Source organism: Bacillus sp. PS108, from assembly GCF_037963335.1.
Lineage (GTDB): Bacteria > Bacillota > Bacilli > Bacillales > Bacillaceae > Bacillus > Bacillus subtilis.
This window is the reverse complement of sequence record NZ_CP150155.1, coordinates 3488792-3501068: the sequence shown is the minus strand read 5'-3', so window position 1 is coordinate 3501068 and position 12277 is coordinate 3488792. Positions and strand designations below refer to the sequence as shown.

Annotated in this window: 15 protein-coding genes; 13 read left to right on the top strand and 2 right to left on the bottom strand. The window is 47.2% G+C overall.

Translation table 11 applies throughout. From position 1 onward, the window contains the following. Nucleotides 1–2 precede the first annotated feature (2 nt). Genes hprK through hprF form a run of 5 tightly spaced genes read left to right on the top strand, consistent with a single transcriptional unit; the run spans nucleotide 3 to nucleotide 3889 of the window. Nucleotides 3–935, top strand: a complete 933-nt coding sequence (hprK, locus tag NSQ16_RS18195; protein ID WP_017695287.1) for an HPr(Ser) kinase/phosphatase — start codon at nucleotides 3–5, stop codon at nucleotides 933–935. Between the two features lie 13 nt (nucleotides 936–948). Beyond that, nucleotides 949–1758, top strand: a complete 810-nt coding sequence (gene lgt / locus NSQ16_RS18190) for a prolipoprotein diacylglyceryl transferase (RefSeq protein ID WP_003242661.1) — start codon at nucleotides 949–951, stop codon at nucleotides 1756–1758. A gap of 23 nt (nucleotides 1759–1781) precedes the next feature. Further along, nucleotides 1782–2720: a nucleoside recognition domain-containing protein gene (locus NSQ16_RS18185; RefSeq protein ID WP_017695286.1), complete on the top strand. Its 939-nt coding sequence runs from the start codon at nucleotides 1782–1784 to the stop codon at nucleotides 2718–2720. After that, the gene (ppaX, locus tag NSQ16_RS18180) at nucleotides 2717–3367 is read left to right on the top strand and encodes a pyrophosphatase PpaX (RefSeq protein WP_015251133.1); all 651 of its coding nucleotides are present in this window, start codon (nucleotides 2717–2719) and stop codon (nucleotides 3365–3367) included. The genes NSQ16_RS18185 and ppaX overlap by 4 nt, the downstream gene beginning before the upstream one ends. A 3-nt stretch (nucleotides 3368–3370) precedes the next feature. Further along, the gene (gene hprF / locus NSQ16_RS18175) at nucleotides 3371–3889 is read left to right on the top strand and encodes a heptaprenylglyceryl phosphate O-acetyltransferase (RefSeq protein ID WP_046381361.1); all 519 of its coding nucleotides are present in this window, start codon (nucleotides 3371–3373) and stop codon (nucleotides 3887–3889) included. 19 nt (nucleotides 3890–3908) lie between these two features. Here hprF and pelC read toward each other — a convergent pair whose 3' ends face one another. Both pelC and NSQ16_RS18165 read right to left on the bottom strand, forming a co-directional pair. Next, nucleotides 3909–4574, bottom strand: coding sequence for a pectate/pectin lyase PelC (gene pelC / locus NSQ16_RS18170; protein ID WP_015251135.1), 666 nt, complete (start codon nucleotides 4572–4574; stop codon nucleotides 3909–3911). 240 nt (nucleotides 4575–4814) lie between these two features. After that, entirely contained in the window at nucleotides 4815–5567 is a 753-nt protein-coding gene (locus NSQ16_RS18165; RefSeq protein WP_032677015.1) for a C39 family peptidase, read from the bottom strand. Between the two features lie 250 nt (nucleotides 5568–5817). Between NSQ16_RS18165 and NSQ16_RS18160 the strand changes: the two genes are divergently transcribed. From NSQ16_RS18160 to hisIE, 8 genes are read left to right on the top strand one after another with little or no spacing between them, the layout of a single operon-like run. Next, entirely contained in the window at nucleotides 5818–6993 is a 1176-nt protein-coding gene (locus NSQ16_RS18160) for an ATP phosphoribosyltransferase regulatory subunit (RefSeq protein ID WP_003228111.1), read from the top strand. Continuing rightward, complete coding sequence (gene hisG / locus NSQ16_RS18155; protein WP_015251138.1) at nucleotides 6986–7627, top strand: ATP phosphoribosyltransferase; 642 nt, start codon at nucleotides 6986–6988, stop codon at nucleotides 7625–7627. Before NSQ16_RS18160 ends, hisG begins: the two co-directional genes overlap by 8 nt. Then, nucleotides 7624–8907: a histidinol dehydrogenase gene (hisD, locus tag NSQ16_RS18150; protein WP_003228115.1), complete on the top strand. Its 1284-nt coding sequence runs from the start codon at nucleotides 7624–7626 to the stop codon at nucleotides 8905–8907. Before hisG ends, hisD begins: the two co-directional genes overlap by 4 nt. Further along, on the top strand, nucleotides 8904–9488 hold the full coding sequence (hisB, locus tag NSQ16_RS18145) for an imidazoleglycerol-phosphate dehydratase HisB (protein WP_015714780.1): 585 nt from the start codon (nucleotides 8904–8906) through the stop codon (nucleotides 9486–9488). Before hisD ends, hisB begins: the two co-directional genes overlap by 4 nt. Further along, nucleotides 9489–10127: an imidazole glycerol phosphate synthase subunit HisH gene (gene hisH / locus NSQ16_RS18140; protein WP_015251140.1), complete on the top strand. Its 639-nt coding sequence runs from the start codon at nucleotides 9489–9491 to the stop codon at nucleotides 10125–10127. Beyond that, complete coding sequence (hisA, locus tag NSQ16_RS18135; RefSeq protein ID WP_015251141.1) at nucleotides 10124–10861, top strand: 1-(5-phosphoribosyl)-5-[(5-phosphoribosylamino)methylideneamino]imidazole-4-carboxamide isomerase; 738 nt, start codon at nucleotides 10124–10126, stop codon at nucleotides 10859–10861. The genes hisH and hisA overlap by 4 nt, the downstream gene beginning before the upstream one ends. Beyond that, nucleotides 10858–11616: an imidazole glycerol phosphate synthase subunit HisF gene (gene hisF / locus NSQ16_RS18130; RefSeq protein ID WP_003244585.1), complete on the top strand. Its 759-nt coding sequence runs from the start codon at nucleotides 10858–10860 to the stop codon at nucleotides 11614–11616. Before hisA ends, hisF begins: the two co-directional genes overlap by 4 nt. After that, the gene (hisIE, locus tag NSQ16_RS18125) at nucleotides 11613–12236 is read left to right on the top strand and encodes a bifunctional phosphoribosyl-AMP cyclohydrolase/phosphoribosyl-ATP diphosphatase HisIE (RefSeq protein ID WP_043858756.1); all 624 of its coding nucleotides are present in this window, start codon (nucleotides 11613–11615) and stop codon (nucleotides 12234–12236) included. The genes hisF and hisIE overlap by 4 nt, the downstream gene beginning before the upstream one ends. The last annotated feature ends 41 nt before the right edge of the window (nucleotides 12237–12277 follow it).

Genomic DNA, 12277 nt, shown 5'->3' with positions numbered 1-12277 from the left:
TCGTGGCAAAGGTTCGCACAAAAGACGTAATGGAACAGTTCAATTTGGAATTAATCAGCGGAGAAGAAGGAATTAACCGCCCGATTACAATGAGTGACCTATCAAGACCAGGCATTGAAATTGCCGGATATTTTACATATTACCCGAGAGAGCGCGTGCAGCTTCTCGGAAAAACAGAGCTTTCTTTCTTTGAACAGCTTCCGGAAGAGGATAAAAAACAGCGAATGGATTCTCTGTGCACTGATGTAACACCAGCTATTATTCTTTCTAGAGATATGCCCATCCCGCAGGAGCTGATTGACGCCTCCGAGAAAAATGGGGTGCCTGTCCTCAGATCGCCGCTGAAAACGACAAGACTGTCAAGCCGTTTAACCAACTTCCTTGAGAGCAGGCTGGCGCCTACCACAGCAATTCATGGCGTTCTTGTCGATATATATGGTGTCGGCGTGCTGATCACAGGAAAAAGCGGCGTCGGGAAAAGTGAAACAGCGCTGGAGCTTGTGAAAAGAGGGCATCGCCTTGTTGCCGATGATTGCGTTGAAATTCGGCAGGAGGATCAGGATACCCTTGTCGGAAACGCTCCGGAATTAATTGAGCATCTCCTTGAAATCAGGGGCCTTGGCATTATCAATGTGATGACGCTATTTGGCGCTGGCGCGGTCAGAAGCAATAAACGAATCACGATTGTCATGAATCTTGAACTCTGGGAGCAGGGCAAGCAATACGACCGGCTCGGACTTGAGGAAGAGACCATGAAAATCATTGATACAGAAATTACAAAACTGACGATTCCCGTCCGCCCAGGCCGAAATCTTGCAGTCATCATCGAAGTGGCAGCAATGAACTTCAGATTGAAGCGGATGGGGCTGAATGCCGCTGAACAATTTACCAACAAGCTGGCGGACGTCATTGAAGACGGTGAACAAGAAGAATAGGAGTTGGCGTTAAATGAATGAAGCGATAGAACCACTCAATCCGATAGCATTTCAGCTGGGGCCGTTAGCCGTCCATTGGTACGGAATCATTATCGGTCTCGGTGCTTTGCTCGGGCTGTGGATTGCGATGAGGGAAAGTGAAAAACGGGGGCTGCAGAAAGATACGTTTATTGATCTTGTCCTGTTTGCCATTCCAATTGCGATTATTTGCGCACGAATTTATTACGTTGCCTTTGAATGGGACTATTATGCGGCACATCCGGGAGAAATCATTAAGATTTGGAAGGGCGGCATTGCCATTCATGGCGGATTAATCGGCGCCATTTTAACGGGTTATGTGTTTTCGAGAGTGAAAAACCTTTCGTTCTGGAAGCTTGCGGATATTGCCGCGCCCAGCATTTTGCTCGGCCAGGCGATCGGCCGCTGGGGGAACTTCATGAATCAGGAAGCGCACGGCGAGGCTGTCAGCAGAGCCTTTTTAGAAAACCTGCACCTGCCTGAATTTATCATCAATCAAATGTATATCAATGGGCAATATTATCATCCTACTTTTTTATATGAATCACTATGGAGCTTTGTCGGCGTCATTGTTTTACTGCTGCTGCGCAGAGCGAATTTGCGTAGAGGCGAGATGTTCTTGATCTATATCATTTGGTATTCAATCGGAAGATACTTTATTGAAGGAATGCGGACTGACAGCTTAATGCTGACTGATTCACTTCGCATCGCTCAGGTGATTTCAATCGTATTGATTGTTTTGGCTGTGGCAGCCATCATCTTCAGACGCGTCAAGGGATATTCGAAGGAGCGGTACGCGGAGTAGACGTCAACAAAGGGGGATGAGGGATGAAGAAGATCTTTCTGGCCGGTCTTGCAGCAGGTTTTCAAACAACATGGACGCTGGGTAAAGTGATTTTCCCGGTAACGCTATTGGTCACTTTGCTTCAGCATACCCCTGTCATGGATTGGCTTGTACGGCTGATTACACCGGTAATGGGTCTCTTCGGGCTTTCTGGTGAAGCGGCCATTCCGCTTGTACTGGGAAATATGCTGAATCTGTATGCGGGAATTGCCGGGATTTTAACATTGGATTTATCTGTGAAAGAAGTCTTTATTTTAGCTGTTATGCTTTCTTTCTGTCATAACTTGATTATCGAATCGACAGTTGCCGCAAAGGTTGGTATCAGAATTGGCGTCATATTGGCCGTGCGCATCGGTTTGGCCGCTGTGTCAGCCATCGTCATCAACCTCATTTGGCATGGCGGAAAGGAAACGGCGCAGTACGGTTTTATCGCTGCGAAGAGCGCGGCGCCAGACAGCTGGCTAGGAATGTTGGCAGAAGCATTAACGAAAGCCGGACTTGGTGTTTTGCAGCTGGCGGCAATTGTCATCCCGCTGATGATTATCATCCAGTTTTTAAGAGATTTAGGCTGGCTGCATCGGTTCTCCAGGTGGCTGTCTCCGTTTACGCAGCTGCTTGGCATGAATAAAAATACGTCTATGACAATGGTGGCGGGACTGACAATTGGTCTGGCCTACGGAGCGGGTGTCATGATCAAAGCTGTCGAGGATGACGGCGTGAGCAAGCGGGACATGACATTGGCATTTATATTTCTCGTTGCCTGCCACGCGGTCGTGGAAGATACACTTGTCTTTATTCCGCTTGGCATACCGGTCTGGCCGCTTCTTTTGATTCGTGTCACCACAGCAGTTCTGCTGACAATGGCTATTGCGCATACATGGAAAAAGTGGAAACCCTCAGCGGTTGGAAAGGAAGCAATATGAGTGACAAACAAGTAACGACGATTCTGTTTGATTTAGACGGAACGCTTATTAATACGAATGAATTAATTATCGCGTCCTTTTTGCATACACTGGAGCATTATTATCCGAGCAAGTATAAACGAGAAGATGTCCTTGCATTTATCGGGCCGTCTCTTTTTGATACGTTCTCTTCGATGGACCCTGATAAATGCGAGGATATGATCGCTATGTACAGAGCGTACAATCATGACATGCATGATTCACTCGTGACTGAATATGAAACGGTATATGAGACCCTGGATGCATTAAAAAAAGCCGGCTTTACATTAGGAATTGTGACAACAAAATTAAGAGATACTGTCAATATGGGCCTCAAGCTCACGGGAATCGGCGAATTCTTTGAAACAGTTGTCACCCTTGATGATGTGACGAATGCAAAGCCTGATCCCGAGCCTGTGCTGTTAGCGCTGAAACAGTTAGGAAGCAAGTCCGAGGAAGCCATTATGGTCGGAGATAATTACCACGATGTGCTGGCAGGCAAAAACGCCGGTACAAAAACGGCAGGAGTCGCATGGACGATTAAAGGGCCGGAAATGCTGGCGAAGCATGAGCCGGATTTTATGCTTGAGAAAATGAGTGATCTATTACAAATCGTTGGAGTGAAGTAATCTGTGAGAAAAACAGATCGTCATCCGGTCTCGGGGGCCAACTCACTGTGGCATGTCTATCAAACGGTACCTTTTTTAAAGGTCGTCAAAAATTTCATTGTCATTCAAATTGCGAGATATACGCCGTTTATAGGGATGAAAAACTGGCTGTACCGTACATTTCTGCGGATGAAGGTTGGAAAACAGACATCCTTTGCCCTCATGGTGATGCCAGATATCATGTTTCCGGAAAAGATCTTAGTCGGAACAAATACAATCATCGGGTACAATACGACCATTCTGGCCCATGAGTATTTGATTCACGAATACCGGATCGGCACAGTTCTGATCGGGGACGAAGTGATGATTGGTGCCAACACGACCATTCTGCCCGGGGTGAAAATAGGAGATGGCGCAGTTGTGTCCGCCGGAACGCTTGTCCATAAGGATGTGCCTGACGGGGCATTTGTCGGCGGAAATCCGATGAGGATCATCTATACGAAGGAAGAAATGCAAGAAAGATTGAAAAAGTCCGCTGAATAACATCAGCGGACTTTTTTTGTTAAAATTGAGTGTTGTTGTTTTCGTAAATATGCTGAACACCAATCCATTTTTGACCGACATTAGAGTAGCGTGTATTTGTCATTCTGACCGTGCTTGTTTTGCTGTCCGTCCGGAATATCGCTTCCTTCATGTTTGTGATGGTGCACTTATCGATGATCACATCAACGTGGAAGGTTGAACCGCCAAGCTGTCTTATGAACTTTCCGCCATTGTCTGCCGTGAAGTTTTTCACTGTGAATGTACTGGCTTTATTGATTTGGAATATCTTATCTGACGCTTTTTGAGCAGAACCGCCGTCGATCGTCACTTTTCCTTCCTTCTTCACCGTTAACGCATCCTCACCAACATCTTCCCATTTCACATTCTGAATGTTAACGTTTCCATAAGTGTGTACGCCATCAGCGGCAGGGGCGCCAAGCACCACATTTTTCAGGGTTGCACCATCCTCCACACGAAAAACAGGGTCTTGGTTTTCTGACTGGCTTCCGTCGCCTAATTCTTTCCCTGCCACAAACCGCTGTCCTTTCCCGTCATATGTTGTATTTTTTGGTACGATAATTGTTTCGTGCACCACTTTGTCTGCTGCAAAAGCGGTTGATGATTGAAACTGGCTGAACCCCATAACCAAACCGAACATAAATAGGATAGACACGAATTTTTTCAATGATAAATCCTCCCCGGATATCTTTCATTTTTTGCAAGAGAAGCGTCAGCGACTTGCACCGGCTTCTCTCACATAGATCGGGGCAAGGCTGAATCTGCTTTAATCATAAAAACAGACAGCCTGAAAGTAAAGACAATTTTGGATGATAAATGGAAAATGAATCGATCTTACCGATTGAAACAAAAAGCATGAATATTGTCGTATTTGCTCAGGATAGAGCATAGTGCGGCTTTCAGGTGTTTACTTTTGAATAACCACGGCCTGGCTGCCCATTTGTTTCCACGCTTTTTCAAAGCTTGTTCTATCGGTTTTTCTGTTTTTATAGCCATACGGATCATTGAGATACACATATTTATCATCATATCCCGTAACGGCGACGCTGTGTTCGCTGTACGTAATCTCTATCGTTCCGTTTGGCGTTTTCCATGTCTGCATGTTGTCAACTGGCGTAAAGTTGGCTGTCGTAATAACCCAAACTGGATTGCCTTTTTCAAGCTGTTCATAAACAGCAGAAATGCTTTTTCCAGTCAGGTCAAACACTTTGTCTCCTGCATAGGTTTTCGCCAGCTGATAGATCGGTCGATGGTAGACACCGAGACCAGGGCCATTCGCCATATCCCCGACAAATCCGTCATTCGGATCACCCTTTAATCCGCTGCTGTATGTCAAAGGCACTGTGGCAACCTGATTTGCCAGGGTGTTTTTTGTCACGTCGTATCCCGCGTAATTCAGCACCATTGCAAGGCTTGTTACTTCACAGCCGTTATAGAGCCGGGGTGCGTCCATTTGATTGTAAAGGATGACATCCAGCGGTTTTGCGCTTCCCTTCAGCTCCTTTTTGCTATTCGTAGCTGAGTCTGTATCGCTATCAGAAACCACTTTTTTAAGGCTGTTCAAAAAAGGAATATCTATATCTTTTGCATCTATTTTAAGTCCGAAAAAAATAACGCCTGAAAGAATCATCAGGACACATAGAGTTCGCAGTGTTTTCATCTTTATCTCCTTGTTCTCTATTTGATTTGTATTATAGCATGCCAAACATAAAGAATTTGAGATATTACGTACCTTTAATACATTATTCATGATTTTTTCATAATGAGGAGAAGGATATTTGAACTAAAAATATCCTTACTGAAGTTAAGCGTTGATTTTCATTCTTTCATCTGCTAACATATTATCATATTAGCGAACTAAAGGATTCGGAATTTTCCTTCATAAGATAACAGCGGAGGTGCTCGGGTTGATGTTTATGTTTGAAAAACCGCACGGCATGAGAGATACACTGCCCGGTTTATACGAAACGAAAAAAAAGGTGAGACGATCGTTAACCGATTTGATTGATAAATGGGGATATCAATTTATGGAAACGCCGACACTGGAGTTTTACGATACCGTTGGCGTCCAGTCAGCAATTGAAGAGCAGCAGCTGTTTAAGCTACTTGATCAGGACGGCAAGACATTGGTGCTTCGCCCGGATATGACGGGGCCGATTGCAAGGGTAGCGGCATCGAAGCTTCTGAAACACGGTCATCCGCTAAGAGTCGGCTATGCGGCAAATGTATTCAGGGCTCAGGAGCGTGAAGGCGGACGTCCGGCTGAGTTCGAGCAGGTCGGAGTGGAGTTAATCGGTGACGGCACGACGAGCGCGGATGCGGAGGTCATTGCTTTAGTCGTCGGGGCATTAAAAAACGCTGGGCTGGCATCCTTTAAAATTGCCATCGGCCATGCCGGCATTGCGGATGCTTTGTTTGTTGAGGTGCTCGGAAACGTTGAACGAGCTGATGTGCTGCGGAGGTTCTTATATGAAAAGAACTACGTCGGCTACAGAGAGCATGTCAAGTCTCTCCCGCTTTCCTCCATTGATAAAAGCAGACTGCTTGAGCTCCTCGAATTGCGGGGCGGCATAGAAGTATGCGGACGTGCCGAGGAAATCGTCGATTCTGCGCAAGGAAAAAGCGTGGTTGATGAGCTGAAGGCGCTGTGGGGCATTCTTGAGGATTACGGATGTACGGAAAATGTCCGCCTGGATCTGAATATGGTCAGCCACATGAGCTATTACACAGGGATTTTATTTGAAGTGTTCGCCGAGAATGTCGGTTTTGTCATTGGAAGCGGCGGCCGTTACAACAAGCTGCTGGGCCATTTTGATTCACCTGCACCGGCAACAGGCTTCGGGCTTCGGATCGACCGGCTGATTGAAGCCCTTCATATGAAAGAAGAACCTTGTGATATAGACGCTGTTATTTTCAGCAAAGAGCAGCGGGCGCAAGCCATCGCTTATGCGAATGAAGAACGCATGAAAGGGAACAAAGTGGTTCTTCAAGATTTATCGGGAATAGAAAATATCGACCAGATGACAAAATCTTTTGTAAACGTCACTTATTTTATCGGTGCCAGAAAGGAAGAGCAAAATGGGTAAGTTACTCACAATGGCGATGCCAAAGGGCCGGATATTTGAAGAAGCGGCAGGGCTGCTGAGGCAGGCAGGCTACAGGCTCCCTGAGGAGTTTGAAGATTCGAGAAAACTGATCATCGATGTGCCGGAGGAAAATCTTCGTTTCATATTAGCGAAGCCGATGGACGTAACTACGTATGTGGAGCATGGCGTGGCAGACGTCGGAATTGCGGGCAAGGATGTCATGCTGGAGGAGGAACGCGACGTGTATGAGGTACTGGATTTAAAAATCAGCAAGTGCCACTTAGCTGTCGCCGGACTTCCGAATACAGACTGGAGCGGAGTAGCGCCAAGAATCGCGACAAAGTATCCGAATGTGGCTTCCAGTTATTTCAGAGAGCAGGGAGAACAAGTCGAGATTATTAAGCTCAACGGTTCAATTGAACTGGCTCCGCTCATTGGGCTTGCAGATCGGATAGTGGACATTGTTTCCACAGGACAGACGCTGAAAGAAAATGGGCTTGTTGAAACGGAGCACATTTGTGACATTACCTCTCGCTTTATTGTCAACCCGGTAAGCTATCGCATGAAAGACGATGTGATTGACGAAATGGCATCCCGCCTATCTCTCGTTGTGGAAGGAGAGACGGCAAAATGAAGATCAAAACCATCAGCGGAGCGGAACGGCTTTCTCTCAAGCGTTCCATCGATGCCGGAACGGAAGAGCAAAGAAAGACGGTCCGGTCCATTATAGAAGATGTTAAAGCAAACGGTGATCAGGCGGTTCGCAGCTACACGGCGAAATTTGACGGCATCGAAATAGACAGTCCGCTGGTCACAAAAGAAGAATTTGAGGAGGCATACACCTCACTGGATTCACGTCTTCTTCAGGTGATTAGGCAGGCAATCGAAAATATTAGGGAATATCACGAAAGACAGCTGCAATCCTCCTGGTTTTATCACAGAAAGGACGGCACAATGCTGGGGCAGAAAGTGACGGCGCTGGATTCCGCCGGTGTATATGTGCCGGGGGGAACGGCCGCATACCCTTCATCTGTTTTGATGAATGTGATTCCGGCGCTCGTAGCGGGCGTTGAAAGAATCGTTCTCGTCACGCCTCCGGAAAAAGACGGTCTGCTGTCTCCTGGAGTTTTGGTTGCTGCAGCCGAGCTGGGCATAAAAGATATTTACAAAATGGGCGGCGCTCAGGCGATTGCGGCGTTAGCATACGGAACAGAAACCATTGAACCGGTGGATAAAATCACGGGTCCGGGCAACATTTATGTCGCGCTTGCCAAACGAGAAGTGTTCGGCGATGTCGATATCGATATGATTGCCGGACCTAGTGAAATCGTCGTGCTGGCTGATGAAACAGCGATTCCGAGCGAAATTGCAGCCGATCTGCTGTCACAGGCGGAACACGATAAGCTCAGCTCATGTGTGTTTGTCACAGATTCCATGGCGCTGGCCGAGGCGGTTTCAGCCGAGGTGAGTAAGCAGCTGAAAACCTTGCCGCGAAGAGAAATAGCGGAAGCTTCAGTGAGAGATTACGGTTGTATATATGTGGCGGAAACAATGGTGGAAGCGATTAATACTGTCAATACACTCGCGCCAGAGCATTTAGAAATCATAACACAGTCTCCGGAAGCTTTGCTTGGCAGTATCAAACATGCGGGTGCAATTTTCTTAGGCAGATACAGCCCTGAGCCTGTCGGTGATTATTTTGCCGGACCGAACCATGTGCTTCCGACAAACGGAACAGCCAGATTTTCAAGTCCATTAAACGTAACTGATTTTCAAAAGAAATCGAGCATTATTTCTTACAGTCAATCAGCCTTTGAAGAACATGCCGAAAGCATCGCGGCTTTTGCCAGACTGGAAGGGTTAGAAGCCCATGCCAGATCAATTGAAGCGAGAGAACGGAGGATTTCTAAATGAGAAAAGCGGAACGCGTCAGGAAAACAAACGAAACAGATATTGAACTGGCATTTACAATAGACGGCGGGGGACAAGCGGATATCAAAACAGATGTGCCGTTTATGACACATATGTTGGATTTATTCACGAAACACGGCCAATTCGATCTTTCCATTAACGCAAAAGGCGATGTTGATATAGATGATCACCACACGACTGAAGATATCGGCATCTGCTTAGGGCAGGCGCTGCTCAAAGCGTTGGGCGATAAAAAAGGAATCAAACGCTACGGATCGGCGTTTGTGCCGATGGATGAGGCACTTGCTCAAGTTGTGATTGATTTAAGCAACCGGCCGCACTTAGAAATGCGCGCTGATTTCCCGGCTGCTAAAGTCGGAACTTTCGATACGGAGCTTGTACATGAATTTTTGTGGAAGCTGGCGCTCGAAGCTCGAATGAACCTGCACGTCATCGTTCATTATGGCACAAACACCCACCACATGATTGAAGCCGTTTTTAAAGCACTGGGACGTGCGCTTGATGAAGCGACAACGATCGATCCGCGAGTTAAAGGAATACCGTCAACGAAAGGGATGCTGTAAATGATCGGCGTGATAGATTACGGAATGGGGAATTTATACAGTGTCTCAAAGGCGCTTGAACGTGTCGGCGTGCCGTATTTTGTTTCTGAAAAGCCGGAGGAGCTGAAAGAAGCTGATGCCTTCATTTTGCCGGGAGTTGGTTCATTTGGAGACGCGATGGACAATTTGCGCTACACGAAGCTTGATCAATTGATTCACGATATGGTCTCAGAGGGAAGACTGCTTCTAGGGATCTGCCTCGGCATGCAGCTTTTATTTGAAGAAAGCGAAGAAAACGGCACCGCTTCAGGACTCGGGCTGTTAAAAGGAAAAGCAGTCAGGCTGAAAGCAGAAGATGAAAAAGGAAACAAGCTGAAGGTTCCGCATATGGGCTGGAATCGTCTTTCTTTTCATAATGAATCTCCGCTGCTGACTAAAACAGAACAAGGCTACGCTTACTTCGTTCATTCCTATTACATTGACGGGATGGAGGAGAACGCGCTTCTGGCAAGCGCCGATTATGGTGTACGAGTGCCTGCTGTAGTCGGAAAAAGAAACGTCTTCGGCGCCCAATTTCATCCGGAAAAAAGCAGCACAGTCGGAATGTCTATTTTAACTCAATTTACGAAAATGGCAGCAGAACAGAAGGTGAAAAAATGAGTGCTTTTACATTATATCCGGCAATTGATATGAGAAACGGCAAATGTGTCCGCCTTGTTCAAGGGGATTACAATAAGGAAACGATATATGGCGATTCACCGTACGACATGGCTGAGTTATTTGCGAAAGAGGGTGCCGAATGGATCCATCTCGTTGATCTCGACGGGGCCAAAGAAGGGAAAAGAGTGAATGACCGCCATGTGATTGAGATTGCGCAAAAGCTGAACCTGAAAGTCGAAATCGGTGGCGGGATCCGTTCCGAAAAAGACGTCTATGAATATTTATCAGCAGGAGTCGATCGGGTGATCCTGGGAAGCTCAGCAGTTTCTAACCCTCCGTTTGTCAAAAAAATGCTGAAACAATATGGCGAGAAAATTGCAATCGGACTGGATGCGAGAAACGGTTTTGTTTCAACAGAGGGATGGCTTGAAACATCAACCCTTAAGGCAACTGAACTGGGCAAAGAGCTAGCCAATGAAGGTGCGGAAGTCTTTATTTTTACTGACATCGCGACAGATGGAATGCTGTCAGGCCCCAATGTTAAAAGCACGGTCGAGCTTGCTAAGGAAACGGGGAAATCGGTGATCGCTTCCGGCGGAGTCAGCTCCGTCGCGGATCTCGAAGCTCTCGCCCGCAATGAGGCGGACGGCGTCTCTGGAGCGATCATCGGAAAAGCGCTGTATACCAATCAGTTTACGCTGAGTGAGGCGCTTGAAAGGGTGAAGCGCAAATGATCACAAAACGGATTATCCCATGCCTTGATGTCAAAGAAGGACGCGTTGTCAAAGGAATTCAATTTCTCGAATTGAAGGATGCCGGTGACCCAGTTGAACTCGCCGAAGTGTACGACCGGGAAGGTGCGGATGAACTTGTTTTTCTTGATATCTCCGCCTCGCACGAAGGACGAAAGACGATGGTTGACGTTGTGGAGCAGGTTGCCGCGAAGCTTGCCATTCCGTTTACAGTCGGCGGCGGCATCAATCAGCTCAGCGATATGAAAACGATACTGCGTGCCGGAGCGGACAAAGTGTCGGTGAACACGGCAGCTGTTCTCCGCCCTGAGCTGATTACAGAAGGAGCCGAGTTTTTCGGTTCTCAATGCATCGTACTTGCCATTGATGCCAAGTACGACAAAGAATCTGACACATATAAGGTCTACACGCACGGCGGCAGAAAGAAAACAGATTGGGAGGTCACCGCGTGGGCAAAAGAAGGCGTCAAACGCGGGGCAGGAGAAATATTGCTGACAAGCATGGACTCCGACGGTGAGAAAAAAGGCTTCGACCACACGCTGACAAAGCTTGTTTCCGAAGCTGTCCCCGTCCCTGTTATCGCCTCGGGAGGCGCGGGAAACGCACAGCATATGCTTGAGGCTTTTACAAAAGGAGAAGCCGACGCCGCGCTGGCCGCCTCAATTTTTCATTATAAAGAAACATCGATTAAAGAAGTGAAATCATACTTGAAAGAGTACGGGGTGAATGTGAGATGAAACAGGCAGATGAACTGCGTTTTAACGAGGACGGATTAATTCCTGCCATCGTGCAGGATGCGGCAAGCAAAGAAGTGCTGACCCTTGCGTATATGAACAAGGAATCGTACGAAAAAACGCTGGAAACGAAGGAAACATGGTTTTACAGCCGCTCACGCCAAGCGTTATGGCATAAAGGAGAAACCTCAGGGAACACGCAAGCCGTCAAAGGTATCCGGTATGACTGCGATCAAGACGCGCTGCTCGTACTCGTAGAACCGTCAGGCCCGGCATGCCACACTGGCAGCTACAGCTGTTTTACAAAGGAACAAGCAGAAGAACAGGCCGCGGGCCGATTCGGCATCATGAACGAACTGGAGCGGGTGATCGCGGAACGCCAAGCGGAAATGCCTGAAGGAGCTTACACCACGTACCTCTTCCGTGAAGGCGTCGATAAGATTTTGAAAAAAGTCGGAGAAGAAGCATCCGAAGTCATCATCGCCGCGAAAAACCGGGATCATGAGGAACTCAAATGGGAAGCGGCAGACCTGCTGTATCACCTGCTTGTCCTGCTCAGAGAACAAGCCTTGCCGCTGGATGATGTGCTTGACGTATTGAAAAAACGCCATTCTGAGAAATAAAAGGATTGGAGCTGCTCATATGTCAGCTCCTTTTTTATGTA

Coding starts and splice junctions, on each gene's coding strand:
- hisG (WP_015251138.1), top strand. CDS start 6,986: ATGGGTAAGTTACTCACAATGGCGATGCCAAAGGGCCGGATATTTGAA.
- NSQ16_RS18165 (WP_032677015.1), bottom strand. CDS start 5,567: ATGAAAACACTGCGAACTCTATGTGTCCTGATGATTCTTTCAGGCGTT.
- NSQ16_RS18160 (WP_003228111.1), top strand. CDS start 5,818: ATGTTTATGTTTGAAAAACCGCACGGCATGAGAGATACACTGCCCGGT.
- NSQ16_RS18185 (WP_017695286.1), top strand. CDS start 1,782: ATGAAGAAGATCTTTCTGGCCGGTCTTGCAGCAGGTTTTCAAACAACA.
- hisA (WP_015251141.1), top strand. CDS start 10,124: ATGAGTGCTTTTACATTATATCCGGCAATTGATATGAGAAACGGCAAA.
- hisIE (WP_043858756.1), top strand. CDS start 11,613: ATGAAACAGGCAGATGAACTGCGTTTTAACGAGGACGGATTAATTCCT.
- hisF (WP_003244585.1), top strand. CDS start 10,858: ATGATCACAAAACGGATTATCCCATGCCTTGATGTCAAAGAAGGACGC.
- hisD (WP_003228115.1), top strand. CDS start 7,624: ATGAAGATCAAAACCATCAGCGGAGCGGAACGGCTTTCTCTCAAGCGT.
- hisB (WP_015714780.1), top strand. CDS start 8,904: ATGAGAAAAGCGGAACGCGTCAGGAAAACAAACGAAACAGATATTGAA.
- hisH (WP_015251140.1), top strand. CDS start 9,489: ATGATCGGCGTGATAGATTACGGAATGGGGAATTTATACAGTGTCTCA.
- ppaX (WP_015251133.1), top strand. CDS start 2,717: ATGAGTGACAAACAAGTAACGACGATTCTGTTTGATTTAGACGGAACG.
- lgt (WP_003242661.1), top strand. CDS start 949: ATGAATGAAGCGATAGAACCACTCAATCCGATAGCATTTCAGCTGGGG.